Here is a 25609-nt window from a genome sequence, read left to right on the forward strand (position 1 = left end):
GGCCGGTCAGTGGCCCGCCGCCCGCAGTTGCTCCACCACCTTGGCCGCCACCGGCACCGGTACGCCGTGACGCCGCGCCGCGCGGAGCAACGCGCCGCCGATCGCGTCCAGTTCGACAGGGCGGCCGGCCTCGGCGTCACGCTGCATGGACGACCTGGTGGCGGGCCGGAAGGCGTCGTAGCGACGCAGGGCCTCGGCCGGGTCCATGGGGGCGCCGGAGGCCGCGCTGACCGCCGCGGTCTCCTCCACCAGGGCGGTCAACTCCGCGCGGTGGCGCGTGCGGATCTCGCCGAGGGGCAGGCCGTGGCGGGTGGTCAGCAGGGCGAACGGCGCCAGGAACGACATCTTCGCCCACAGCACCGCCGTCTCGTCCGCCAGGACCCTGGTGCTCACACCGGACCATTCCAGGGCCCCGGCAAGGGAGTTGAGCCGCTCGCGCGGGACCGTGTCGCCGGTGAGGTCGACCTCCGCGAAGGGACTGCCGTGTTCGATGACGCCCGGGGCGACGCGGGTCGACTCGACGCGGATGGTGGCCGGGGCGACGGGGGCGGCGTCGCCGTAGTGGGCGCGGAGAGCCGCCGGGTGTTCGACGCCGTTCAGGAACGGTACGACGAGGGTGCCGCCGTCCAGCGCCGTCGCCGGGAGCCGGTCCAGGGCCGCCGTCAGGGCCGTGTGCTTCACCGCGATCAAAGCCGCGCCGACCGGTTCACGGAGTTCGGTCGCGGTCTCCACGCGGCTGGTGAACTCCCCGAAGAGGGGGCTCCTGACCGCGATCCCGTCCTTCTCCAGAACGCGTGCCGATTCCTCACCGGCCAGGCAGACCACGCGGTTCCCGGCGCGGGCCAGCAGCGCGGCGAGCAGGCCGCCCACGCCGCCCGGACCCAGAACCGCCACCGTCCGCCGTTCGTCCGTCATGATTTCCCTCGTCTCTGTCGGTCGATCCGGCCTCGGTGATGATCACAAGGAGCCGAGAGCGTAGTCAATCCTCTGGATAACTCGCTGATGCCCAAGGATTAGCTTGGGTAGGGTGTGGCCTGGCCACCAGTCCGGTCCCGGGGTGTGGGTCGTACGGCGGACGCGCGAGACTGGTCCCATGTGCCGCAGCATCAAGACCCTCCGACCGCCCGTCCTCCCCGAAGAGGCCACCGAGGACGACATCCGCGCCGCCGCCCTCCAGTACGTCCGCAAGGTCTCCGGCTTCCGCGCCCCCGCCGCCCACAACCGCGAGGTCTTCGACCACGCGGTGGACGCGATCGCGACGGCCACGGCCGAACTGCTGGCCGGTCTGGAAGTACGGGGTGCCCCGCGCCGGGCGGGGTGAGGGGGCGGCTGTTCGTGCGCGGGTGAGCGGGGGTTGCTCGCGCGGTTCCCCGAGCCCCTGAAGAGCGGGGCCGCTGAAAGCAGTGGCAGCGCCTCGTGCTCTTCGTTCGGCCGGTCAGGCGGGGCGGCGCATGAAGTGCGCCGCCGCCGCGCCCGCTCCGAAGAGGGCGGCGAACGGGACCGCCGTGGCGAGCCAGGACGGGCCCAGCCACTGGGCGCCGAGGTAGCCCAGGGTGACGCTGTACGCGGCCCAGGTGAGGCCTGCGACGGCGGACCAGGGGAGGAAGTCGCGGGCACGGTGACGGGCGGCGCCGGCGCCGAGGGAGACGACGGAGCGGCCGGCGGGGGCGAAGCGGGCGACGACGACCAGGAGGCCGCCGCCCCGGGCCAGCGCCGAGCCGAGACGTTCCTGCGCGTTCCGCAGCCGCCGGGAGCGGGCGATCGCGCGGTCGAGGCGCGCGCTGCCCCGCCAGGCTAGCCGGTACGCCACCAGATCACCGAGCACGGACGCGGTCGTCGCCGAGAGCAGCAGTACCAGGATGTCGGGGACCTCGCGGGACATCGCCCCCGCCGCCGTCTCCGCCGCCGCGGCCGTGGCCACCGCGATGACCAGGACACCGCTCGGCAGGACCGGGAGGAACACGTCCAGCACGACGGACGCGGCCACCAAGGCGTAGATCCATGGGCCGGCGGCCAGCCAACCCAGACTCTCAAGCACCGAGCACTCTCCTGTTTTCCCCGACGGCACGGTTGACCCGTGACAGCCGGAAAGCGTACGCCCCGAAGATGAGAGACGGCTGACAGGGGCTCATGTGTCCGTCACACCGTGTTCATCCCGTTGCCCGGCCGTCCGGCGACGGCGGGCGTCACCCGGCTGCCGTCCAGGAACGGCGTACCGCCCGGCGATGCCGTGCGCGTGGGATCGACGGGGGATCGGGGGAATCGATCGAGGAGTTGGCAGCGATGGTGCCGGGTATGGCCCTCGCCCTCACCACGGCCGTGTTCACGGCGACCGGGGCCGGGTCGTCCGAGGGTTCGGGTGGGCCGCCGGGGGCGGGTGACACCTCCGGCGACCTGGTCGTGCGAGCGGCGAGCGATCCGGGTCAGGCCGCCACGGGTGCCTCGCGCGTGGCCTTCTGGTCCGTGGACGAGGCCTGGCGCCTGGTGAGGAACTGGTCGAGGCCGAGCGCCCCGGAACCGGTGAAGACCAGGAGGAACATGGCCCAGCAGTAGAGGGCCGCGCCCTCGCCGCCGTTCTCGATCGGCCACAGGCCCCCCGGCTGGTGCACCTTGAAGTACGCGTAGGCCATCGCACCGGAGGCGATGAACGCCGCGAAGCGGGTGCCGAGGCCGAGAAGCACCAGAGCGCCGCCGACGAGTTGGATGACGGACGCGTACCAGCCGGGCCAGGTGCCGGCCGAGACGGTGGCACCCTGCCCGTCCACACCACCGAGGACGCCGAAGAGGCTCCGGACGCCGTGGCAGGTGAAGAGCAGGCCGATGACGATGCGGAACAGACCGAGGACGTATGGCTGGGCGCTGTTGAGGCGTCCGGTCATCGTGGGGACTCCTTCGGTGGTGACCCGGTCCGCGTGCGACCGGTGGGGACGGTTGTTACCAGTGAGTCACCTACGTTAGGCAGGGCTAATCAATACTTTCAAGTTCAACATCTGGCCAGGTGTTCGCCTGCGCCTGAGGGCTTTCCCCGCATGTCGTCGCACGTAGAACCGCTCGCGCCACGGCATCCGCATCCGAAAGAGTGACCGAATCCACCCCTGGGCGGGCGCCCGCGGCCGTCACCCAGTGCACCCCTTCCGTGGGAACCCCGAACGCGAATCGCCGTGTGTGTGCGACACCTTGACGGTCTATCAGGTGATACGGCCGGTGCGTCACGTCCAGTCCGCCCGTTTCGTACCCGTCCACCAGGTGCGGACGGCACCCTCCCTCCCTCAGCAGGCTCGCGAGCAGGTCGTCGGCGGTCCTGCGCAGGTCCGGCTCCGGAAGGCGGGCCTCGACGACGGTCGTCACCCGGACCGCCGACCCCGGCACATCGGGCGAGTGCGCCAGCCAGGCCCCGCCCTCCGGCCGTACCTCGAGGCGCGGGCCGAGCACCGTCAGCACGCCCGCCTCGACCAGCGCGGACATCTCCTCGATACGGCTGCGGGGCGGGCCGATGGACAGGAACGCGTTCAGCGGCGTGTACCAGCGGTCCAGATGCTCCCGGCGTGACGCCCCCGCCAGTCCGCCGTGGTCCACGATCAGCCGCAGTTCGTTCCGCAGGTCCCGCAGCACGTCCAGCGCCGCCTTCAGCGGACCCTCGACGTTCCCGAGCGCCGCCTGCGCGGCGTCCTCCCGCAGATATCCCAGCAGCCAGTCCTGCCAGGCCCGCGGGCCCGTGAACACCCGTCCCGTGTACGGCCGTGAGATCCGGTCCCACGACCACCGGTCGGCCTCCACGACCCCGAACTCGTCCAGGACGGCGGCCTCTTGGGCCGAGCGGTGGGGTACGGCGAGGAAACGGTCGCGGAAGCGGCCGAGGGGCGCGTCGGCGCAGGAGGGGCCGAAGGCCCCGCAGCACGCGGCCGGGACCCCCGACGCCCCCAGCACCCCCTCGTAGTAGACCGTTTCGACCTCCTTGGCCACCAGCGGCCATATCTCCGCGAGGAAGTCCGGCGCCTCCCCGGAGTCCGCGCGCTTGCGGAAGCCGGTGATCACCTCGGAGGTCAGGACGAGCGGGGTGTGGCGGCCGTAGGGGCCCTTGGCGTTGTCGCCGCGCGCCTGGTACGGGACGCCGCGCCGGGAGCCCGCGTACAGGCGCGGCTCGCGGCCCGAGGGGACGTACCGCAGCCGCCCCTTCCCGCCGCCTTCGCCACCCCCGTCGTCGTGTACGAAGAGGCCGCCCCGGCCGGTCGTCAGCAGGGCCATGTGATCGAAGAAGTTGAGGCCGAGGCCCCGAAGGAGGACCGGCTCGCCCGGGGTGACGGGGGAGAGGTCGAGGTCGGCCGGGTTGGCGGGCGGGAAGTGGCGCAGGCCGTGGCGGGCGGCGTACGCGGTCAGGCCCCGTGCCGCCTCGTCCGGGACCGTGGGGAGGTGGCCCTGGGTGAGGACCACGGCGGCGAGGCCGGTCAGGACACGGCCGGTGGCGAGGGTCAGCCGCTGGCTGCCGTCGGGGGCGTCGTCGAGGCGGACCGCGCGGGTGCCGTGGACCTCGACCCGGATCTCGGGCGGCGCGCCCCGCACCACCTCGGCGAAGACCCACTCCAGGTAGCGGCCGTACCGGGCCCGGGTCGGATAGTCGTCGGGCCCCGGCCCGCCCGCCGCGCCCACCCCGTCCACCGCACCCGGATCTCCCGGGTTTCCCCGATCTCCCGGCCCGCCCGCCGCGCCGGTCGCCCACTCGTACAGGCTCGGGCCCGGCCGTATCGGACCCGAGCAGTCCACGCTGTCGTCGGTGAAGAGGGTGACCTGGGAGGCCACGGTGTTCATCAGCAGGTGGGGGGACTGGTCGGTGCGCCACACCTGGCCCGGGCCCGGCGGCGCGGGGTCGACGACGTGGACGGTCAGGCGGGTGCCGGGGCGGAGCAGTTCGGGGGCTGAGGCGCAGAGGCGCTCCAGGACGCTGGTGCCACGAGGGCCGGCGCCGACGAGAGCGATGCCGATGCCACTGATCCCTAGCAAATCGGACAAGGGTGGTAACTCCCGTGCGATTGGGGCGCATCGTGGGGCGCGGTGCGGCGGACCGTCCGCCGGGAAGCGGACGGTCCGCCTCATCATGCCGTCGTACGCGACGGGGGCAGAGCTTGGGCACCCCTCGGGAACGCCGGGTGTGGGATGCCTCACGAGCATCTCGGACAACAGGGGTGACAACCGTGCGCAATCGGCGTATTAGGGGGTGAGTACCGACTCGGTCGCCGTTTCCAGCCGGGCCTCGCGGCCCCGTGCCCGGTCGAGTCGCAGCCGTGCCGAACGGCCGCGCAGCGTCAGCGTCATGAGGTGGTTGCCGAACCACGGGCCGCCCGTCCTGCGCCAGTCGATCGAGGGCCGCGCACCCCGCCCGTGCCGTTCGAACCACCGGCCCAGGGCCTGCCCCGTCCCGCTCCAGCCGAAGCGGAAACCGAGCTTCATGGAGAGCGGGACGGAGTTGTGCACGGGGGAGCAGGTGAGCTGGAGGACGCGGGCGTCGGGGGGGCCCGGGGCATCGCCCGAGTCGCCCTCGGGCCAGGACGGTTCGGCGGTATAGGCGTGGTGCACGTCCCCGGAGAGTACGAGCACGGTCGCCGGGGCCTCGGCCCCCGAACCCACCTCGGCGATCAGCCGGGTCAGGGCCTCGAAGGACTCGGGAAAGGCGGCCCAGTGCTCCAGGTCGGCGCGCTGCCGCAGATCCTCCCCGAGCCGCGCCCAGCGGTCCCCGCGCTCGCCCCGGCACAGGGCCGCGCTCCAGGCCTCGGCGTTGTGCACGAGGTGGGGCAGGAGCCAGGGCAGCGAGGTGCCGATGAGGAGATGGTCGTACGAGCCGCGCGCGTCCAGTGCCTCGGTGCGCAGCCACGTCGCCTCGCCGGGGTCCAGCATCGACCGGTTCCGCTCGTCGAGGACGCGCGCGGCCCGGCTGTCGAGCATCAGGAGCCGTACCCGCCCGAAGTCCCGTCGGTAGCTCCAGCGGACCGAAGCCGCGTCCCGGTCGGCCTCGGCGGCGTGGGTGCGCAGCGCGTCCGTACCGTCGGGGGTGGCGCGTACGGCGGCGTAGACGCGGTCGGCGGCCAGTTCGGCGGGGGAGAGGTTGCCGAGATGCTGGTGGACCCAGTACGACATCAGGCCGCTCAGGATCCGCTCGCGCCACCAGGGAGTGGCCCGCATGCCGGCGAGCCAGGCCTCGCTGGTGTTCCAGTCGTCGATGACGTCGTGGTCGTCGAAGATCATGCAGGTGGGGACGGTGGAGAGCAGCCAGCGGACCCGGGGGTCGAGCCAGGATTCGTAGTAGAGGTGGGTGTACTCCTCGTAGTCCGCCACCTGGTCGCCCGGCGGGTCGGCCGGATCGCGCCGGGCGGCGAGCCAGCGGCGGGTGGCCTCGGAGGTCTCGTCCGCGTAGACCTGGTCGCCCAGTAGGAGGAGTACGTCGGGGCGCGGGGCCCTCGGGTCCTCGGCCAGGCGGGTCGCCAGTGCGTCCAGGGCGTCCGGGCCCACCGGGTCCGGCTCGCCCCGGGGCGGCGCGGCCCAGCGGCAGGAGCCGAAGGCGATCCGGACGGTGTCGCCCTCGGCCGGCGTGCGGATCTCGGAGGGCGGGAAGGCCGAGTCGGGCCGAGGCCACACGGGTGTGCCGTCCAGCAGCACCTCGTACGCCGAGGTCGTGCCCGGCGCCAGTCCCGTCACCGGGACCAGCGCGTAGTGGTGTCCGGCGACCTGGAAGGTGGGGGCCTCGCCGCCCCCGCCCCCGGCGCACCGCACCTCGACGGCACACGGACGGCTCGTCTCGACCCATACGGTCGCGGACGAGCCGTCCACATAACGCAACAGCGGCCCCAGACGCAGCCTTGCCATCGGCGATCACCTTCCTCCGTCGCCCCGTACGGTACGGAACGACCGGGGTGGGTGGGGAGGTTCCGGGGCCACGGCTTCGAGCCGGTTCAGCAGTTGGCCAGGTGACCGGTGAGCGCGCTCTTCTCGGCGGAGTCGACCGAGAGGTCGTAGTAGTACTTCACCTGGACCCAGGCGCGGACGTACGTGCAGGTGTACGCGGAGCGCGAGGGCATCCACTCGGCCGGGTCCCTGTCGCCCTTCGACTGGTTCACGTTGTCCGTGACGGCGATGAGCTGAGGGCGGGTCAGGTCGTTGGCGAAGTTCCGGCGCTGGGTGCCGCTCCAGCTGCCGGCGCCGGAGTCCCAGGCCTCGGCCAGCGGTACCAGGTGGTCGATGTCCAGGTCGGAGGCGGCGGTCCAGGTGGCGCCGTCGTACGGGGAGTACCAGCTGCCGCTGGTGGCGGCGCAGGCGGAGCTGGTGACGACGTTCGTGCCGTCGCGCTTGAGGACGGTCTCGCGGGTGTTGCAGGTCCCGCTGATGGTGATCCAGTGGTTGAACAGGTCCCGGCTGTACCCGGTGCGGTTCTCGCTCGTCACGTCCAGGGCGGCGAGGTAGGACCGGGCGGTGGCGGCGCTGACCGGGGTCGGGAGGGCGGCGGAGGCGGTCGGGGCGTGGAAGAGCGCGGCGGAGGCTATCAGTCCGCTGAGCGCCGCGAGTATGTTCACTCGTCGACGCGCGTAGAACCTGCGCATGTGAACTCCTTGTGGGGCCGGGGGCGTTGGGGTGCGAGCGATTGAAGGGTCGCGTCGCGGTGTTACCGGCGGATGTTCGTCTGGTGAGAAGCTAGTGACGTGTGCATGACGCGACAAGGGTTGCGGCCGTGATCGGTGGACGGTGAGTGCGCGGCGAGTGGCCGGGGCGGGGACGGGAAGCGGGGCCGGGGCAGGGGTGGTTCGGTGCCGGGGACGGCGCGTGAGTGGTTCCGGGACCGGCCGGGAAGTGGTCCTGTGGCGGGTTCGGGGTTCGGCCCCCGGGTGGTCCGGGGACGGCCGGCCGGGAGGCGGTCCTGATGGGGCCGGGCCTTGGCGGGGGTGGTCGGTGACGCGGGCGGGGATCGGCCCGGAGGTGGCCTCGGGATCGGCGCGGGGGTGTCGCGTACGATGGGTGGCGCAGAAGGGGAGTAGCTCTACGCCGGACCGTCGACACACTGCTCAGCTCGTCTGAGCCGGCGCCCGGAGGCAGGTTCCGTGATCACGGGGCCCGCCAGCGAGACCTTCGGCAAGCAGTGCGCCGTCCGTGCCGTTCGTTCGGCACGGGCCGTCCGTCCCGTGCCGTCCGGCGCGGGTGACCGTGTGCTGCCGTGCCGAGGTGTCGCGTCAGCGGTTGATTTCTCTCGGTGGGGCGGCCCGACCGATTGAGGAACCTTGATCAGCTTCAGTGTCACGGCGCTCGTCTTCGGCGTCGTCCTCCTCGCCGAACTCCCCGACAAGACCGCGCTGGCCGGTCTCGTCCTCGGCACGCGCTATCGCGCCTCGTACGTCTTCGCCGGTGTCGCGGCGGCGTTCGCCGTCCATGTCGCGCTGGCGGTGGCGGCGGGGAGCGTGCTCACGCTGCTGCCGCAGCAGATCGTGCACGCGGTGACGGGTGTGCTCTTCCTCGGCGGCGCGGCGGTGCTGCTGAGGACGAAGGGCGGGGCCGACGACGACGCGGAGATCCGGCGGCCCGAGGACCAGGGCTTCTGGAAGGTCTCGGGGGCGGGCTTCATGCTCATCCTGGTCGCCGAGTTCGGGGACCTGACCCAGATCATGACCGCGAACCTCGCGGCCCGTTACGACGATCCGCTCTCCGTCGGGCTCGGGGCGGTGCTCGCGCTGTGGGCCGTGGCCGGGCTCGGCATCCTCGGCGGCAGGGCGCTGATGAAGCGGGTGCCGCTGAAGCTGATCACGCGGATCGCCGCCGTGCTGATGGTGGGGCTCGGTGTGTGGAGTCTGTGGGAGGCCGTGACGGGATGAGGGAAGGGGGTGGCGGAGAGCCGCGCTCTTTTGTACCGTAGAGAAACAAAGTGGCTCCCGCCCGCACTCCCTGACCGGCGGGCGGGGCCGCCTTGTCCCTCCGGGGCCGCCCGGTCCTCGCGGACCAGGGCTCCTGGCCGGAATTCAAGGCCTGGGGCCTGGGACTCGGGGCTTCCGGGTCCGACCGGTCGTGGCCCCCTTTCCCGCGCCTTGGAGCTGCTGATGACGGCCACCACCGTTCTGACCGCCCGCGCCCTCCTGCTGGACATGGACGGCACCCTCGTCAACTCGGACGCCGCCGTCGAGCGCGTCTGGCGGCGCTGGGCCGAGCGGCACGGGCTGGACGGCACCGAGATCATGCAGGTCGTGCACGGCCGCCAGGGCTACGCCACGATGGCCGTACTCCTGCCCGACCGGCCCATGGAGCAGAACCTCGCGGACGACGCGCGGATGCTGGCCGAGGAGACCGCCGACGTGGACGGTGTCGTCCCGGTACCCGGCGCGCCGGAGTTCCTCGCCTCCCTCGTCACCGCCGGGGTGCCGCACGCCCTGGTGACCTCGGCGAACGTCCCGCTGTCCACGGCCCGGATGGCCGCGGCCGGGCTGGCGCTGCCCGGGGTGCGCGTCACCGCCGAGTCGGTCGGCGCGAGCAAGCCGGACCCCGAGGGCTTCCTGAAGGGGGCCGCCGAGCTGGGTGTCGCGCCCGAGCAGTGCGTCGTCTTCGAGGACTCCGGGGCCGGGATCGAGGCCGGGCGGGCCGCGGGGATGCGGGTCGTGGGGGTCGGGCAGCGGGCGCGGTTCCACGGGCCCGACGTGGTGGCGCCCGACCTGCGGGCGGTGCGCGTGGAGGCGGCCGGGGGCGGGCTGGTCCGGCTGCACGTCGGGTAGGGGCGGGCCGCCGTTCGGGTGCGGCCGTTTCCTCCTGCCCAGGCGTCGTCGGCGGCCGACCGTTCCCTCGGCCGACGGCTGCGGGGGCCAAGTCGCCCCCGCCCGGCGGCTGTTACGTGGCCGTCGGCGGGGGGCGGTGGTCGGTTCGAGGCGCTCGGGGCGGTCGTCAGGCCTCGGTCTTCGGGCCCGTCTGCTGGAGGACCTCGAAGGTCCAGACGGACGAGCCGGAGGCGGCCGGCTTGGGGCGCTCGCCGCCGCCCTGGTGGGCCTGCTTCATGGGGCCCTCCATCCACGCCTGGAAGGCGGCCTCGTCGCGCCAGCGGGTGTAGACGAGGTAGTTGTCGGTGCCGTCGACGGGGCGCAGCAGCTCGAACCACTCGAAGCCGTCCGAGTTCTCGACCACCCCGGCGCGGGAAGCGAAGCGCTTCTCCAGCACCTCGCGCTGCTCGACTGGGACCGTGAGGACATTGATCTTGACGATGCTCATGGCTTCATCCTGCATCACGCACCGCTGGAGGGCGCGCGCCGACCCCCACGGGTTGCCCAGCGCCCAAGTCGTTTCGTCGGCTGTCCGTCGGCTGGTGGGCGTCCGTCGGCCCCGGCGGTCACGGTTCCTTCGTCTCGGACTCCAGTTGGCCACAGGTCACCGGGCCGTAGACGCCCGGCTCGTCCTGTTCCTTCCCGATGCCACGGATGTTCTGGTAGAAGAGGACGGCCTGTTCGACCTGGCTGTCGTAGTACTGGTCGATGTCGCCGTTGTAGATGCCCAACTGGTGCAGCCGCAGTTGGAGTTCGGTGACCTCGGGGCCGCTGTCGCCGGGGCGCAGCGTCTGGGGCGCCGCGAGCCGGCTGCCCGACTCCTCCACGCCGGCGGCCGACGAGTCGGCGGAGTCGTCGGAGGCATCGGCGCTGGGCGTGCTCTGCGGCGGGGCCGCCGAGGCGGACGCCGACGGTGAGCCGGACGGCTCCGAGGGCGACGGGGAAGGGGACGGGCTCTTCGTCGGGCTCGGCGGCGGGGCGTTGCCCGGCGGCGCCGGCGCGGGTGCTCGGCCCCCGCCCGCCCCGGACGGCTTCACCGGCGACGCGCCCCCGTCGGGGTCGGTGTCCGGCGCGCTCGCCCGCAGATCCTCCGGCAGCGCGCGGTCCCGCTCGGGCGCGTCGTAGGAGAACAGCCCACTCGCGAGTCCGGCGGCCGTCAGGACCCCCGCGGCGGCGGTGCCCGCGAGGGCGGCGACGACTCCCGTACGGCGGCGCCGCCGACGCCTCGCGTGCCGCATCGCGGAGGAGACGGGGGAGACGGGGGAGGTGGGAGGACCGGACACGGTGGAGGGGCCCGAGGTGGCAGGGGACGCGAAGGGTGTGAGGGCCGTAGCGGTGGCCCCTGGGCCCGACGAAGCGCCGAACCCGTTCGCGCCCGCTTCCCCGCCCCGCTGCTCGAACGGCCGTACGTCCATGGCGCCCGGCCCTGCCGCGCTCGCCGTCGTGGTCATCGGCGTGCGCACGGCCATGGGCATGGGCGTCGTCGGAGTGTGGTCGAACCCGGGAGTGCCCGACCCGGGCGTACTGGCCCCCGGCCGCGCCCGACCCTGCTGAATCGTTAAGGCTTCATCGCTCGCGGGGTCTCCGGCTTTTCCGGGGCCCGCGTAGTACCCGCGGTGCCCGCCATGCGCGCCGCCCTGGTGATGCTGGTGGTTCTCGTCCCCCAACTCCACATACGGCCGTATCCGGAGGGGGTCGAAGTCCTCCGCGGCTGCCGCCTCGGCTGAGCGGGTTTCGAGGAGGGCCTCGGAGGCGCGGCGGCCACACGGGCAGGACGGTGTGCCGTCCGATGCCCGGGGTGTGAAGCACTCCGGGCATATGTGGCTGTTCGGTTCACTCACGTGTGGTCCCTCCCCGCGAAGACTTCAGAGTTTAAGCAAATGATCGCCACGGAATCTTCCAGGCACCTCAGGAATCACGGGTTCCGGAAAACCTCGACAGGTCATAACCGGTCACACCAACCACGATGGAAGGGAAAGCGGAGGATGGGGAGACTGAGGACGCCCTCAACGCGTGAGGCCCCGGTCGACGCGTGAGGCCCTCTGTCTCGGCCGCTGACGAACGGCGGCCCGCCCTCCTCCGACGCTTGCCGTTTGAACGAAGTCGTTCGGGCAACTCGGTGCGCAAGGCGGCCCGGTGGGGCGAGAAGCCCGGGCCGAGGACTCTGGAAGGCATTCATGTCCACAGGCTTGATCATCGCTTTGATCGTGATCGTGGCGGCCGTGGTCGTCGTGGCGGCCGTCCTGACCCTGCGTGCCCGTGGCGGTGCGAATGGCGGCGGATCGTTGAAGCGGCGTTTCGGACCCGAGTACGACCGGACCGTGGCACGCCATGACGGTGACGAGCGGGCCGCCACGCGGGAACTCGCGGAGCGGGTGAAGCGGCACGGCTCGATGGAGAAGAGGGCGCTGCCCGGCGCGGAGCGCGAACGGTACGAGTCCCGCTGGGCGGCGGCCCAGGAACGCTTCGTCGACTCGCCCCGTGAGGCGGTCGCGGAGGCGGACCGGCTGCTCTCCGAGCTGGCCGCGGCGCGCGGCTTCCCGGACGGCGGTCGCTACGAGACCCAGCTGGAGGCGCTCTCCGTCCACCACGGCCCCCACGTGCACGGCTACCGCCGGGTGCACCTCGCGGCGCACGGCACCGGCGACACGGCCGAGGGCCGCGCGGGTACCGCCGACGGCGTCGCTCCCGGCACCGGTACGGAGGAGATGCGCGAGGCCATGATCGAGGCCCGCGCGCTGTTCGACGATCTGGTGGCACCGGACCGCCGGGACGCGCGGTCGGACCGTGACGGCCGCGCCGAGCGCGACGGCCTGGGCCACCGCGACGGCAAGGCGCGGCGCGACGAGCGCGACGGGACGGCCCCCGGCGGCCGGCACCGGTCCCATCTGCCATGGGCGCCCACCAGGCGCCACGCGAAGGGGAGTTGAGGGGGATGACTGACGACGTGACGAGGGGCGAGGACATCCGAGGCCGACACGAGGCGCGGGAAACCCACGGGAGGCGTGACGGCATGAAGGGGAGCGGGACGGCACCGGGCACCCGGGCGACGGACACCACGACCTCCGCGGGCGCCGCGGGCACCCGGGCCACGGTGGTGCCGGGCCACGACACCGAGGCGGGCCGCAAGGACCAGGCGACACCCACGCCGGCCGGGTCCCGGACCGGGCCCCAGCAGAACGGGTCGTCGACCGGGACGCCCCTGCTCCCGCATGACGAGTGCGACAAGCTGGACTTGCGGCTGCAGCACGCGGTCGGCGAATTCGTGGACGGGCCCCGGTCCGCCGTGGAGGAGGCCGACCAGGTGCTGGAGGAGGTGGCCGCCCGCGTCACCGACGCGGTCAGCCAGCGGCGCCGCACCCTGCGCGCCTCCTGGCAGACCACCGCCGACGACCGTCCCGCCTCCTCCGACACCGAACAACTCCGCCTGGCCCTGCGCGACTACCGCGAACTCACCGAACGGCTGCTGCGGCTCTGACGCCGACAGCGGCACACGACGAGACCGCGCCCCGGATCGTGCACCGGGGCGCGGTCTCATGCGTGCGCGGGGCCTGCCACGTCAGGGGCGCGGGGAACTGAGCGGGGACGCCCCCGCTCACCCCTCCCGCCGCGCAGCCCACTCCCGTACGACCTCGTCGACGTCGTACGGCTTCAGGCCCAGCGGTGGCCCCGGCGGCGGCTTGAACATCATCTCGCGGATCTTGCCGTTGATCTCGGTGATGATCTGGCGGACGACGCGTTCGGAAGGGGCCGAGGCCGCCGCGGCCAGTGCGTCCTCCGCCTCCTTGCGGAGCGCCAGCGTGGGCGGCAGGACGGACATCCCCTCGCGGGCCATCTTCTGCTTGATCCACCAGAGTTCGTCGTAGGTCGTGTCGTCGCCGCGCAGCGGCCGGCCCACGCCGGGAAGCGCCGTGAAGTCGCCGCGCGCCTCCGCGTCGCGGATCTGTTTGTCGACGAAGGACTCGAAGCTGACACCGGGTGGCTTTCGCTCGGTCATACGTCCATTGTGCCGGAGCCCGCACACCAGGACGATCCGGCGATTTATCATGCGGCGGCGGTGCGCGCAGTGCGCCGTGCGCAGCGACAACCGGAGTTTGACCCGTTAAGGAGTGGTACGTGCTCGAACTCACCATGGCCTCGGTCTCCGAGGCGGACGCCGGGGCGACGGCCGGTATGCAGATGGCCGACGCGCCCAGCGAGCCGGGCAACGTGCTCCGGGTGGGCCGTGATCGGGTGGTGTGCCGGCTCGCCACACCGGACGACTGGCTCTTCGTCTCCCGCGTGCACCTGGAGTTCCTGTGCGGACCCGACGGCACCTGGCAGGTCACCTGGCTGCGCGGCTCGCACGCCGACCCCTCCTCCGAGGTGCGGCTGGCGCTGCTCGGCCACCAGCCCCAGCCGCTCCCGTACGGCGGCACGGCGAAACTCCCGCACGGCGGCTCCGGTGAACTCGTCGTCTACGACCGCACGGGCCCGCGCAGCGTCAACGTGGGTTTCTACCACGAGGCCTGACCGGACGGCACGGCGGTGACGCTCACTCCAGCACCCGGGCCAGCGCGAACCCGTCGTAGCCCTTGCCGCCCACCGTCTGGATCGCCGTGCCGCTCAACTTCGGGTGCGTGGCGATGAGTTCGATGGCGGCCCGGGTGCCGCGGATGTCCGGCTCGGCGCTGTCGGCGTCGGTGACCCGGCCGCCGCGTACGACGTTGTCGACGACGATCACGCTGCCGGCGCGGGTGAGCCTGAGGGCCCACTCCACGTAGTGCGGGTTGTTGGCCTTGTCCGCGTCGATGAAGACCAGGTCGAACGGCTCGGGGTTCTCGTCGGTGAGTTGGGGAAGCGACTCCAGGGCGGGGCCCACCCGTACCTCGACGAGCGCGTCGAGTCCGGCGCGCGCGATGTTGCGGTTGGCGACCTCGGCGTGCCGGGCGCTGTACTCCAGGGAGATCAGCCGGCCGTCGGCGGGCAGCGCGCGGCCCAGCCAGATGGTGCTGTAGCCGCCGAGGGTGCCGATCTCCAGGATGCGGCGGGCCCCTTGGATCTGGGCCAGGAGCTGGAGGAACTTGCCCTGGTTGGCCGTGACGTTGACCTGCGGGAGTCCGGCGGCGGCGCTGTCGCGCAGCGCCGCCGCCAGAGGCTCGTCGTCGGGGGAGAGGTGGGTGGTGAAGTAGTCGTCGACGTCGTCCCAGGCCTGCGACTCGCTCATGAAGCTCTGCCTCCTGTGCCCTTCGTGTGTCTAGTTAGGTCAGCTAACTAGTTGCGCTAACGAATATAGGCGCAGGTCGACGCTCTGTCAGTGATTCCCCCTCTCGCGGCGTGCGAGTTCAGTCGATCGGGCCGGACTTCGGGTCCGTCGGCGACACCGGTGCGGGCGGACCCTGCGGGTACGTCCCGGGCGGTACAGGCGGCCCCTGCGGGTAGGCCCCCGGCGGTGTGAAGGCCGCGCCCGGCGGCGGTGGCGGGGGCAGTTGCTTGCGGGTGTTGCGCCGGAGCACGATCGCGACCGCCACCGCCTTGATCGCGAGCACGGCGATGCCGATGCCGAACGACAGCAGCCAGCCGGGGATGCCCCACACGGTCCACATCTCGTCCACGTAGATGACCTTTCGATAGGTTTCGTCGGCGGCGGCCCGCCGCAGGTGTGCTCGCCGGCGATCCCGGGCCATGCTTCCAGGTGTTTGTCAGTGGCCTGTCACAGCCCCACCCGTGATGTGCGTCCGTGATCCGCGTCGCACTCGTGGGGTGCGGGCAACCGTCCGCGCACTATCGTCATCCGGAAAAACATGGGCGACTCTCAGGTGAAGCGAGGGTTGCCCGCGTCTCACAGCGCGGGCAGTGCGAGCCTTCTGTGAGGCGATGACGGGGTGGGAGGGCGACGGGGCGTGGCGACGGAGCAGAGCAGACCGGGCGGTGCCGCAGGTGCGGGCTTGGCGGCGGCGCGGCTGGGGACGGTACGGGCCGCGCTGTGGCTGTTCGCCACGGTCCTGGCGGTGCGGCAGATCGCGGTCGTGCTGAACCCGCCCAAGGGCGAGCGGCTGACGGATCTGGAGACCTGGGTCGGGCCGAGCGGTGTCCTGCGTGTGAAGGGCTCGCTGTACGAGTCGACGCAGTTCACGGGCACACCGTTCGGCGGCCTCGTCCTCAAGCCCCTGACCCGGACGGCCGAGCAGGCGCTCGGCTGGGGCTGGACCTTCGGCACCCTCCTGCTGGTCGTCGCCCTCGGCCTGGTCGCCGCGCGCGCCCTCCCACAGCCCGTCACCCGGCGTACGGCCCTGCTCGCCGCCCCCGTCGCGGTCACCCTGCTGATGCTGTCGCTGCCGGTGCGCAACACCCTGTACCTGGGCCAGACCAGCATCATCCCCGTGCTGCTCGTCCTCGCGGGCTGCTTCGCGGTCCGGGGAGAGCGCACCAGCGGGTTCTGTGTCGGGCTCGCCGCGGCCTTCCAGCCGACCGTGCTGCTCTTCGTGGTGCTGCTGTGGTTCACCGGCCGCAGGCGGGCCGCCGCGAGCACCGGGATCACGTTCGCCGGGGCCACCGCGCTGGCCTGGGCCGCGATGCCGCACGACTCGTTCACCTACTGGGTGCACCATCTCGCGGGCGTCGGCCTCGGCGGCCGGGCGGACGACCTCGCCAACCACTCACTGCACGGCGCGCTGCTCCGGCTCGGCCTGGAGGGCCCGCTGGAGATCGTCGTCTTCCTCGCGCTGGCCGTCGCCGTCGCCGTGGTCGGCATGCGGCGGGCCGTCCACTACGCCCGCGACGGACAGCTGCTGCTGGCCGTCGCCCTCACCGGCTGCGTCGTGGTCGCCGTCTCGCCGACGTCCTGGAAGCACCAGTTGCTGTGGGTGCTGCTCGCGGTGGTCGGCCGGGTCGGCAAGAAGGCCTCCTCGCGGTATGTGTGGCCGGTCGCGGTGGTGCTGGTGATGACGCTGCCCGCGAAGATGATGGTGCCGAACATGGGTGCCCTGCACCCGGTGCGCGACAACGTCGTCCTGCTGGCCGCGCTCGCCGCCGCCCTCGTCGTGCCGTTCCTGTCCCGCACCTCGGAGTACTACCGGGCGCCGATCCCCACGGAGTACGCCCCCAGGGCCGAGACCCGCTTCAGACGGGCCCCGCTGCTGCGCCGGGTCGCCACCCGCCCGAACCTGCTCCTGGAACTGCTGCTGATCCGCGTCACCTACGCCGCCTACCAGCGCACCCGCCTGGAGGCCACCGGCAGCCGGGCCGCCGCCGAGGAGCACGCCGGGCAGGTCCTCGCCGTGGAGAAGGCCCTGTTCATCGACGTCGAGCACTGGTTCAACCACGCGGTGGTCCAGGTCGACTGGCTGCGGGGCTTCTTCGACTTCTACTACACGTCGTTCCACTTCGTCGTGCCGCTCAGCGTCCTCGGCATCCTCTACTGGCGCCGCCCCGCCGACTACCGCTGGGCCCGCACCTCCATCGGCTTCACCACGGTCCTCGCCCTCGTCGGCTTCTTCTTCTACCCGCTGGCCCCGCCGCGCCTGATGCCCGGCCTCGGCATCATCGACACCATCTACGGCGTCCAGGACTTCTCCAGGCCGGACTACGGCAGGCTGACCGAGCTGACCAACCAGTACGCGGCGATGCCGTCCCTGCACTTCGGCTGGTCGCTGTGGTGCGGGCTCACGATCGCGCTGGTCGCGCCCAAGGTGTGGATGAAGGTGCTGGGCCTGCTCCACCCCTTCTTCACGGCCCTGGCCATCGTCGCCACCGGCAACCACTGGATCCTCGACGCGGTCGGCGGCGCCGCGGTGGTGGGCGCGGGCTTCGGCCTGACGTACCTCCTGACCGGCCCTCGCACGAGCGCGCCCCGCAGGGCGCGCGGCGAGCCGCGTGAGCAGCCGCAGCCGGACGGCCCACTCGTGCCGGCCGTCCAGCAGGGCGGGGGAGGCAGGGGCGTGGCGTAGGGGTGGGCCCCGGCCTCCCGCGGGACGGGCCGACGGCGCCGGGAGGCCGTCGGCCCGGGTCCGAGGGGGTGGGGTCAGGTGATGGTCACCTTGAGGTGCTTCACCCCGTTGATCCACGCCGAGCGCAGCCGGCTCGGTTCGCCGACGAGGCGGAGGTCCGGCATGGCGTCGGCGATCGCGTGGAAGATGAGGTCGATCTCCAGGACGGCCAGGGACTTGCCGAGGCAGAAGTGGGGGCCTCCGCCGCCGAAGCCGAGGTGGGGGTTGGGGTCGCGGGTGATGTCGAAGCTGTCGGGGTGGTCGAAGACGTCCGGGTCGTGGTTGGCGGAGGCGTAGAAGATGCCGACGCGGTCGCCCTTCCTGATGAGTTTGCCGCCCAGTTCGACGTCCTGGGTGGCGGTGCGCTGGAAGGAGTTGACCGGCGCGGCCCAGCGGACGATCTCCTCGGCGGCGGTGGCCGGGCGCTCACGCTTGTAGAGCTCCCACTGGTCGGGGTGGGTGAGGAAGGCGTGCATGCCGTGGGTGATGGCGTTGCGGGTCGTCTCGTTGCCCGCGACCGCCAGCATCAGCACGAAGAAGCCGAACTCGTCGGAGGTGAGGTTGCCCTCGTCCTCGGCGGCCACCAGCGTCGTCACGATGTCCTTGGCCGGGCACTGCTTGCGGTCGGCGGCCATGTTCATGGCGTACGCGATGAGTTCCATGGCCGACTCCTGGCCGGCCTCCTCGGTGACGGCGTACTCCGGGTCGTCGTAGGAGATCATCCGGTTCGACCACTCGAAGATCCGGATGCGGTCCTCCTGCGGGATGCCGATCAGCTCCGCTATGGCCTGCAGGGGCAGTTCGCAGGCGACCTCGGTGACGAAGTCGAAGGGGCCGGGGTGGGCGACGGCCTCCCGCGCGATGGCGAGGGCGCGGTGGCGCAGGTTGTCCTCCAGCGCCCGGATCGCCCTCGGGGTGAAGACGCGCTGCACGATCTGGCGGACCCGGGTGTGCTCCGGCGGGTCCATGTTCAGCAGGATCAGCCGCTGGGCGTCGATCGCGTCGCGCTCGATGTGCTCGTTGAAGCGGATGATCGCCGTGTTGACCGTGGAGGAGAACAACTCGGGGTGTGTGGAGACGTACTTGACGTCCGCGTGCCGGGTGACGGCCCAGTAGCCCTCGTCCGAGAAGCCCGCGATGCCGGGCGCCTGCGGGATCCAGCGGACCGGTTCCGTGCGGCGCAGTTCGGCGAACTCCGGGAGAGGGACACGGTGGTGCAGCAGGTCGGGGTCGGTGAAGTCGAACCCGTCGGGCAGCGCTGGACAGGGCATCGGCAACTCCTGACGGAGCATCAGATATGCGGGATTGCGGTGACCGTAGTAACGGGTTCTACAAGTAGCAAGGGGTACGGGGCTTTCAGTTGGCGCACGCCCCTTGCGGTTCCGGAGCCGCGCTCAGCAGACTGCTGAAGAGAACTAGAACGCGTACTAGTTCTGCGTGGCGGGCCGGGCCGGGACGCCCCGCGCCGCGCGGGTAACCGTTGAGAGGATCCCCATGGCCGCGGAACCCGTGATCGTCGAAGCCGTACGCACCCCCATCGGCAAGCGCGGCGGCGCGCTCGCCAACCTCCACCCCGCCTACCTCCTGGGCGAGACCTACCGTGAACTCCTCGGCCGCACCGGCATCCCCGCCGACTGCGTCGAACAGATCGTCGGCGGCACGGTGACCCACGCCGGCGAACAGTCCATGAACCCCGCGCGCACGGCCTGGCTGACCATGGGCCTGCCGTACGAGACGGCCGCGACGACCGTCGACTGCCAGTGCGGCTCCTCGCAGCAGGCGTCGCACATGGTGGCCAACATGGTCTCGGCAGGCGTCATCGACGTCGGGATCAGCTGCGGGGTCGAGGCCATGTCCCGGGTGCCGCTCGGGTCGGGGTCCAAGCACGGGCCCGGGAAGCCGTTCCCCGAGGAGTGGAACGTCGACCTGCCCAACCAGTTCGAGGCGGCCGAGCGGATCGCCCGGCACCGGGGGCTCACCCGGGAGAACGTGGACGCGCTGGGCCTGGCCTCCCAGGAGCGGGCCGCCGCCGCGTGGGCCGAGGAGCGGTTCAAGAAGGAGACGTTCGCCGTCCAGGTGCCGACGACCGAGGCGGAGCAGGCCGCAGGGCAGGGCATGTGGCGGCTCGTCGACCACGACGAGGGGCTGCGCGACACCTCCGTGGAGGCGCTGGCCCGGCTCAAGCCGATCATGCCGACGGCCGTCCACACGGCGGGCAACTCCTCCCAGATCAGCGACGGCGCGGCGGCGATCATGTGGGCGTCCAAGCGGATGGCCCGCGCGCTGAAGCTGCGGCCCCGGGCGCGGATCGTCGCCCAGGCACTCGTGGGAGCCGACCCCCACTTCCACCTCGACGGGCCGATCGACGCGACGAAGGCCGTCCTGGGCAGGGCCGGGATGTCGCTGAAGGACATCGACCTCGTCGAGATCAACGAGGCCTTCGCCTCCGTGGTGCTGAGCTGGGCGCGGGTCTTCGACCAGGACCTGGCGAAGGTGAACGTCAACGGGGGCGCCATCGCCCTCGGCCATCCGGTGGGCGCGACCGGCGCGCGGCTCATCACGACCGCGCTGCACGAGCTGGAGCGGACGGACAAGGAGTTCGCGTTGGTGACGATGTGCGCGGGTGGCGGACTGGCCACCGGGACGATCATCCAGCGGCTGTAGAGCGCCGGTGGCGCTGACGGAAGCGGCCCTGTCGGTCGTCCCACGACCAACAGGGCCTTCCCCCGTCGAGCGGTCCCCCGGCCGCCCTTTCCCCCGTGAGCGGCAGGTCGGTTGCGCCGCCCTTGTTCCCCCGTGAGCGGCGAGTCCCCCGTGCCCGGCCGCCCTTGTTCCCCCGTTCGTGCGCGGCCCCCGCACCGCCCACACCACTGATTCCATCGGATCGCGCATTGTTTGGCAGGGGTGGTGCACCTGCCAAACAATGGCCGGACGCGATCTCGCCGCTCAGGTGGCCGGATGCGTACGTTGGCTGTCCGAGATGGTGCGGGTGTGGCGGGAGGGGAGCACAGCGGTGGCGGGGCGTCGTGAGGTACCGGTCGATCCGGGGGCCGGACCGGTGCAGCGGTTCGCGTTCGAGTTGCGCAAACTGCGGACCGAGGCGGGCGGCCTCACCTATCGGGCGATGGCCCGGCAGGCCGGCTACTCGATCACCACCCTGTCCCAGGCCGCGGGAGGCGACCAGCTGCCGACGCTGCCGGTGGCTCTGGCCTTCGTGAGGGCCTGCGGGGGCGACCCGGCGGAATGGGAGACCAGGTGGCACCAGGCGGCCGAGGAGGCCGCCGCCTTCGACCCGGACGACGACGGGGCGGGCTCGGAGCCGCCGTACCGGGGGCTGTCCCGGTTCGAGACCGACGACAGCGACCTCTTCTTCGGCCGGGACCGGCTCACCACCGAACTCGTCGGTCTGCTGCGCCGCCGACGGTTCGCGGCGGTCTTCGGCCCCTCCGGCATCGGCAAGTCCTCGCTCCTGCGCGCCGGACTCATCCCCGTCCTGCGGCGTCCGCAGGAGGCGGGCCCGCCCCTGTCCGGCATCCGCGTCCTGACGCCCGGCGACCAGCTGGCCCGCACCCGCGAACTGCTCCTGGAGGGCGGCGGCACCGGTGAGGACGGCGGTGACCGGCTCGTGGTCGTCGACCAGTTCGAGGAGGTCTTCACCCTCTGCCACGACGCGGCCGAACGCGCCCGCTTCATCGACCTGCTGCTGACCGCCCGCGACCCGGAGAGCCGGCTGCGCGTCCTGCTCGCCGTTCGCGCGGACTTCTACGGCCGGTGCGCCGAGCACCGCGAGCTGGCCGAGGCCCTGGGCGACGCCAACCTGCTGGCCGGGCCGATGAGTCCGGCGGAGCTGCGCGAGGTCGTCGTCAAGCCGGCCGCGGCGGCCGGGCTGACCGTGGAACGGGCGCTGACGGCCCGGCTGGTCGAGGAGATCTCCGACGCGCCCGGCGGTCTGCCCCTGCTGTCGCACGTCCTGCTGGAGACCTGGCGCCGCCGCCGGGGCAAAACCCTCACCCTGGCCGGGTACGAGGCGGCCGGCGGCCTGGACGGGGCCATCGCGAAGACCGCCGAGGACGTCTACAGCCGCTTCACCCCGGGTGAGGCCGCCACGGCCCGCCGGGTGCTGCTGCGGCTGATCTCCCCCGGCGACGGCACCCCCGACACCCGCCGGCCCGCGGGCCGCGCCGAGCTGGAGACCACCGGCACCGGCCGGGAGGAGGTCGCCCAGGTCCTCGAAGCGCTCACCCGGGCCCGCCTCCTCACCCTCGACGGCCCCACCGTCGAGCTCGCCCACGAGGCGCTCATCACCGCCTGGCCCCGCCTGCGCGGCTGGATCGAGGAGGACCGGGAGCGGCTGCGCGCGCACCGGCAGCTCACCGAGGCGGCCCGCGCCTGGGAGGAGCTGGGCCGCGACGAGGGCGCCCTGTACCGGGGGAGCCGGCTCGTCACGGCCCGGGAGCACTTCGGCGGCCCCGGCCGCACCGACGACCTGACCGACCTGGAAGCCGCCTTCCTCACCGCCGGTGTCACCGCCCTCGAACAGGAGGAGCGCGCCACGGCCCGCACGACCCGCCGCCTGCGCCTCCTCGTCACCTCCCTGGCCTGCCTCCTCGCCCTCGCCCTGACCGCGACCGCCCTCGCCTACTGGCAGCGCCAGACAGCCGTGAACGCCCAACGCGAAGGCCTCTCCCGGCAGCTGGCCGCCCAGTCCGCCGCCCTGCTGGACAGCGACACCGACCTCGCCTCCCTCCTGGCCATCAAGGCGTACCGCACCAGCCCCACCCGCGAGGCCACCCGGAGCCTGTACGCCGCCGCGGCCGTCCCGCTCGAACGGCGGCTGACCGGCCACACCGGCACCGTCGCCTCCCTGGCCTACAGCTCCGACGGGAGGACCCTCGCCACCGGCAGCTACGACGGCACGGCCCGGCTGTGGGACACGGCGAGCGGACGCACCCGGAAGGTGCTCACCGACGGCACCGGCTCCGACGGCACCGGCTCCGACGGTCCCGGCCTCGTGCGCACCGTGGCCTTCGGCCCGGACGGCGGGACCTTCGCCACCAGCGGCAGCGACGAGGCACGGCTGTGGGACCTGGACACCGGACGCGTCCGGGCCTCGGTCGCCGTCCGCGACCCCGACGACGACAACATGGCGGCGGTGGGCTTCGCCGGGGACGGCCGCGCCCTGGCCGTCGCGGAGGGCGGGCAGGTGCTGGACGTGGCCACCGGCCGGGTCGCCACCACCCTCAAGGGGCCCACCGGTCTGGAGATGGCGGTCGCGTTCAGCCCCGACGGGCGCACCCTCGCCACCAGCACCCGGGACCGCACCGCCCAACTGTGGGACCTCGACACCGGCAGCGTGCTGGCCAGCGTCAAGAGCAGTACGGGCGTGGTGAGTTCGCTGGCGTTCGACTCCGACGGCAAAACCCTGGCCACCGGCACCGAGGACGGCACCGTACAGCTGTGGAACGTCGCCGACGGCAAGCGGCGCACCACGCTCACCAGCGCCAGCAGCCGCGTCGAGTCCCTGGCGTTCGCCCCGGACGGCAAGACCCTGGCCGCCGGCAGCTACGACAGCACCGTACGCCTGTGGGATCTCGCCACCGGGCGCGTCGAGTCCACCCTCACCGGCCACAACAGCCCCGTGACGGCGGTGGCGTTCAGCCCCGGCGGCCACGGCCTGGCGACGGGCGACGAGGCCGACAGCTTCGGCGGCGGCGACGTAGGCGTCCGGCTGTGGAACGTGGCCACGAACCGACCCCGCGCCACGATGGCCGTCCCCGGCGGCTCCCTGGAGTTTGTCGCGTTCGGCCCCGACGGCGACACCATCGTCACCAGCAGTGTCCGGACGACCGCCGACTTCGGTGACATCACCAGCACGGTACGCCTGTGGGACACGGCCACCCGCCGCAGCCGGGCCACCCTCGACGAGGGGCTGACCCACGTGGGGCCGGTCCTCTTCAGCCCCGACGGCAGGACACTCGCCCTCACCGACGAGGTCGAGGCGCAGTTGTGGGACGTCCGCACCCGGCGACCGCGGACCACTCTGCCCGGCCGGTTCGTCAACGGGATGGCGTTCAGCCCCGACGGCCGCACGCTGGTGACGGTGGGCGACGGCCTCGTGCTGTGGGACACCGCGACCGTGCGCCCCCGAGCCGAACTCCCCAAAGCCGAGGAGGGCTCGCAGGTTGCGTTCAGCCCCACGGGCGACGTCTTCGCCACCACCGGAGGCCAGGAGGGGGAGATCCGGCTACGGGACGCCGCCACCGGCCGAATCCGGACCAGGCTCGTCGAACCCGCCGGCCGCGCCACGCCGAAGGGAGCCGAGGAGGACCTCGCCCTGATGTTCAGGCAGGTGGAGTCGATGGCCTTCAGCCCGGACGGCCGCACCCTCGCCTCCGCCAACGCCGACGGCCGGGTACGGCTCTGGAACACCGGCACGGGAGAACTCGACGCCACCCTGACCGTGAGCCTCACGGAGGGCCCCGTGCAGGTGGCGTTCAGCCCCGACGGCCGCACCCTCGCCACCGCCGCCGGTGGCACGGTACGGCTGTGGGACGCCACCACACACTACGCGCGCGCGACGCTCCCGGTCCGAGGCGCCAGGACGCTGGCCTTCAGTCCCGACGGCCGCACCCTCGCCACCGGCGGGTACGACGACCGCCTGCGCCTGTGGAACGCGGCCCTGCCCCGCCCCAACCAGGCGATCATTAACCTCTGCCGGGCCCTGCACCGAGACCTCACCCAGCGGGAGCGGGCCCTGTATCTGCCGGACGAGGAATCAGACCGCGTGTGCTGACGCCCAGCCGAGGAAGGCGCTGAACGCGGCGGGGCCGAGGGCGAGTCGGGGTCCCGCAGGGCTCTTGGAGTCGCGGACGGCGATGGTGGGGCAGGGGGTTTCGGCGACTTCTACGCAGTCGCCGCCCTGGTCGCCGCTGTACGAGGACTTACGCCAGGTGAGGGGGCCGACGGGGGCGCACTCGATGCATTCGCCCCCCTGGTCGCTGCTGTAGGACGACTTACGCCACCGGGTCCCCATCGGGATCGCGTTGCTCTCCATAACGCTCCTCCATCACGCGTCGGATCAGCTCCGCCGAATCCCTGAGGGAGAGGGCGGCGGCTTGAAGATGATCGTAACGGAGCGAGCAGTTCTTGACGGTGTCTGGGTTGGCGGTCGGGTGCCCGCTCCCGTAGCCCTCTGTGTAGACGATGTCCGGGTCTTGCCGGCAGCGGAAGAGCGTGAATGAGCCGGTCAGTCCCGCATGTGCCCCGGCGTCGAAGGGCAGGATCTGGATGTTGATCCGGGGATTCTTCTCGAAGGCCAACAGTTTCCGCAGTTGGCCCCGCATCACTTTCGTGCCGCCGATCTGCTGGTACAGCGCGGCCTCACTGATGACGGCCCACAGGATCGGCGGCTCTTCCTTCTCGAAGATGCGCTGGCGGGCCAACCGTACGGCGGTCCGGTCGTCGAGACCGGTGTCGTCCAAGGCGCCCAGCACGGCACGGACGTAGTCCTCAGTCTGTAGCAGTCCGTGGATCAACTGCGTCTGGAACGAGCAGATCTCGGCGGCCCGAACCTCCAGCTCCGCCACCTGCTGGAACCAGGCCGGAAGTTGATGGCGCATCACCAGCACGGCGAGCCGGGACAGCAACCCGCCCGTCTCCAACGCCACATCCACCCGCTCGCTGAACTCCAGCGTCGGTACCTTCCTCGCCGTCTCGATCTGCCCGACCAGCGACGCGGTGTAGCCGAGGATGTCCCCCAGTTGCCTCTGTGTCAGGCTCGCGGCCTCGCGGCAGCGCCGCAACTCGTAGCCGTAGTAGTCCAGTGGTGAGGCGCCGGGATCGAGGGTGTGGATCTGGGTCACGGGCGGT

Annotated in this window: 24 protein-coding genes; 10 read left to right on the forward strand and 14 right to left on the reverse strand. The window is 72.4% G+C overall.

Annotation, left to right across the window (positions count from 1 at the left end; all coding sequences use genetic code 11):
- Window positions 1-6 precede the first annotated feature (6 nt).
- Window positions 7-915, reverse strand: a complete 909-nt coding sequence (locus WBG99_RS25345; protein ID WP_338898500.1) for a 2-dehydropantoate 2-reductase — start codon at window positions 913-915, stop codon at window positions 7-9.
- A gap of 178 nt (window positions 916-1093) precedes the next feature.
- Here WBG99_RS25345 and WBG99_RS25350 point away from each other — a divergent pair, with 178 nt between their 5' ends.
- Window positions 1094-1321 (forward strand): DUF2277 domain-containing protein, encoded by a 228-nt coding sequence (locus WBG99_RS25350; RefSeq protein WP_338898501.1) that lies wholly within the window; start codon window positions 1094-1096, stop codon window positions 1319-1321.
- A gap of 114 nt (window positions 1322-1435) precedes the next feature.
- Here WBG99_RS25350 and WBG99_RS25355 read toward each other — a convergent pair whose 3' ends face one another.
- The 5 genes from WBG99_RS25355 to WBG99_RS25375 form a co-directional block, all read right to left on the reverse strand.
- Window positions 1436-2038, reverse strand: coding sequence for a VTT domain-containing protein (locus WBG99_RS25355; RefSeq protein ID WP_338898502.1), 603 nt, complete (start codon window positions 2036-2038; stop codon window positions 1436-1438).
- 385 nt (window positions 2039-2423) lie between these two features.
- On the reverse strand, window positions 2424-2879 hold the full coding sequence (locus WBG99_RS25360) for a DoxX family protein (protein WP_338898503.1): 456 nt from the start codon (window positions 2877-2879) through the stop codon (window positions 2424-2426).
- An 85-nt stretch (window positions 2880-2964) separates the two neighbouring features.
- The gene (locus WBG99_RS25365) at window positions 2965-5091 is read right to left on the reverse strand and encodes an FAD/NAD(P)-binding protein (RefSeq protein WP_338900490.1); all 2127 of its coding nucleotides are present in this window, start codon (window positions 5089-5091) and stop codon (window positions 2965-2967) included.
- A gap of 114 nt (window positions 5092-5205) precedes the next feature.
- Entirely contained in the window at window positions 5206-6855 is a 1650-nt protein-coding gene (locus tag WBG99_RS25370; RefSeq protein WP_338898504.1) for an alkaline phosphatase D family protein, read from the reverse strand.
- 86 nt (window positions 6856-6941) lie between these two features.
- Window positions 6942-7586 carry an HNH endonuclease family protein gene (locus WBG99_RS25375; RefSeq protein WP_338898505.1) on the reverse strand — a complete coding sequence of 215 codons (645 nt, stop codon included), beginning with the start codon at window positions 7584-7586 and terminating at the stop codon, window positions 6942-6944.
- Between the two features lie 672 nt (window positions 7587-8258).
- Between WBG99_RS25375 and WBG99_RS25380 the strand changes: the two genes are divergently transcribed.
- Together WBG99_RS25380 and WBG99_RS25385 are read left to right on the forward strand one after the other, a co-directional pair.
- On the forward strand, window positions 8259-8846 hold the full coding sequence (locus WBG99_RS25380) for a TMEM165/GDT1 family protein (protein WP_338898506.1): 588 nt from the start codon (window positions 8259-8261) through the stop codon (window positions 8844-8846).
- Between the two features lie 222 nt (window positions 8847-9068).
- A complete protein-coding gene (locus WBG99_RS25385; RefSeq protein WP_338898507.1) occupies window positions 9069-9734 on the forward strand; it encodes an HAD family hydrolase in 666 nt (221 codons plus the stop codon).
- A 166-nt stretch (window positions 9735-9900) separates the two neighbouring features.
- Here the strand turns inward: WBG99_RS25385 and WBG99_RS25390 are convergent, their stop codons facing one another.
- Window positions 9901-10221 (reverse strand): antibiotic biosynthesis monooxygenase, encoded by a 321-nt coding sequence (locus WBG99_RS25390; RefSeq protein WP_338898508.1) that lies wholly within the window; start codon window positions 10219-10221, stop codon window positions 9901-9903.
- Between the two features lie 118 nt (window positions 10222-10339).
- On the reverse strand, window positions 10340-11011 hold the full coding sequence (locus tag WBG99_RS25395; protein WP_338898509.1) for a peptidoglycan-binding domain-containing protein: 672 nt from the start codon (window positions 11009-11011) through the stop codon (window positions 10340-10342).
- 28 nt (window positions 11012-11039) lie between these two features.
- On the opposite strand from WBG99_RS25395, the gene WBG99_RS25400 reads away from it, so the two are divergent.
- The 3 genes from WBG99_RS25400 to WBG99_RS25410 all read left to right on the forward strand — a co-directional run bounded on the left by WBG99_RS25400 (window position 11040) and on the right by WBG99_RS25410 (window position 13251).
- Window positions 11040-11327, forward strand: coding sequence for a hypothetical protein (locus WBG99_RS25400; protein ID WP_338898510.1), 288 nt, complete (start codon window positions 11040-11042; stop codon window positions 11325-11327).
- Window positions 11328-11950: 623 nt separating this feature from the next.
- Window positions 11951-12703 carry a hypothetical protein gene (locus WBG99_RS25405; protein WP_338898511.1) on the forward strand — a complete coding sequence of 251 codons (753 nt, stop codon included), beginning with the start codon at window positions 11951-11953 and terminating at the stop codon, window positions 12701-12703.
- A 5-nt stretch (window positions 12704-12708) separates the two neighbouring features.
- Window positions 12709-13251: a hypothetical protein gene (locus WBG99_RS25410; RefSeq protein ID WP_338898512.1), complete on the forward strand. Its 543-nt coding sequence runs from the start codon at window positions 12709-12711 to the stop codon at window positions 13249-13251.
- A gap of 117 nt (window positions 13252-13368) precedes the next feature.
- Here WBG99_RS25410 and WBG99_RS25415 read toward each other — a convergent pair whose 3' ends face one another.
- Entirely contained in the window at window positions 13369-13770 is a 402-nt protein-coding gene (locus WBG99_RS25415; RefSeq protein ID WP_338898513.1) for a DUF1992 domain-containing protein, read from the reverse strand.
- Between the two features lie 119 nt (window positions 13771-13889).
- Between WBG99_RS25415 and WBG99_RS25420 the strand changes: the two genes are divergently transcribed.
- Window positions 13890-14285, forward strand: coding sequence for a hypothetical protein (locus WBG99_RS25420; RefSeq protein WP_338898514.1), 396 nt, complete (start codon window positions 13890-13892; stop codon window positions 14283-14285).
- A 22-nt stretch (window positions 14286-14307) separates the two neighbouring features.
- Here WBG99_RS25420 and WBG99_RS25425 read toward each other — a convergent pair whose 3' ends face one another.
- A complete protein-coding gene (locus WBG99_RS25425; RefSeq protein WP_338898515.1) occupies window positions 14308-14979 on the reverse strand; it encodes an O-methyltransferase in 672 nt (223 codons plus the stop codon).
- A gap of 118 nt (window positions 14980-15097) precedes the next feature.
- Complete coding sequence (locus WBG99_RS25430) at window positions 15098-15439, reverse strand: hypothetical protein (protein WP_338898516.1); 342 nt, start codon at window positions 15437-15439, stop codon at window positions 15098-15100.
- A gap of 216 nt (window positions 15440-15655) precedes the next feature.
- Between WBG99_RS25430 and WBG99_RS25435 the strand changes: the two genes are divergently transcribed.
- Window positions 15656-17701 (forward strand): bifunctional glycosyltransferase 87/phosphatase PAP2 family protein, encoded by a 2046-nt coding sequence (locus WBG99_RS25435; protein ID WP_338898517.1) that lies wholly within the window; start codon window positions 15656-15658, stop codon window positions 17699-17701.
- A gap of 74 nt (window positions 17702-17775) precedes the next feature.
- Here WBG99_RS25435 and WBG99_RS25440 read toward each other — a convergent pair whose 3' ends face one another.
- A complete protein-coding gene (locus WBG99_RS25440; RefSeq protein WP_338898518.1) occupies window positions 17776-19011 on the reverse strand; it encodes a cytochrome P450 in 1236 nt (411 codons plus the stop codon).
- 223 nt (window positions 19012-19234) lie between these two features.
- Between WBG99_RS25440 and WBG99_RS25445 the strand changes: the two genes are divergently transcribed.
- Entirely contained in the window at window positions 19235-20404 is a 1170-nt protein-coding gene (locus tag WBG99_RS25445) for a steroid 3-ketoacyl-CoA thiolase (RefSeq protein ID WP_338898519.1), read from the forward strand.
- Window positions 20405-20753: 349 nt separating this feature from the next.
- Complete coding sequence (locus tag WBG99_RS25450) at window positions 20754-24533, forward strand: helix-turn-helix domain-containing protein (protein WP_338898520.1); 3780 nt, start codon at window positions 20754-20756, stop codon at window positions 24531-24533.
- On the opposite strand, the gene WBG99_RS25455 is transcribed toward WBG99_RS25450, so the two are convergent.
- Together WBG99_RS25455 and WBG99_RS25460 are read right to left on the reverse strand one after the other, a co-directional pair.
- Complete coding sequence (locus WBG99_RS25455; protein ID WP_338898521.1) at window positions 24516-24794, reverse strand: DUF397 domain-containing protein; 279 nt, start codon at window positions 24792-24794, stop codon at window positions 24516-24518. The genes WBG99_RS25450 and WBG99_RS25455 overlap by 18 nt on opposite strands.
- On the reverse strand, window positions 24754-25602 hold the full coding sequence (locus WBG99_RS25460) for a helix-turn-helix transcriptional regulator (RefSeq protein ID WP_338898522.1): 849 nt from the start codon (window positions 25600-25602) through the stop codon (window positions 24754-24756). The genes WBG99_RS25455 and WBG99_RS25460 overlap by 41 nt, the downstream gene beginning before the upstream one ends.
- Window positions 25603-25609 lie beyond the last annotated feature (7 nt).

This window comes from Streptomyces sp. TG1A-60 (genome assembly GCF_037201975.1).
GTDB lineage: Bacteria > Actinomycetota > Actinomycetes > Streptomycetales > Streptomycetaceae > Streptomyces.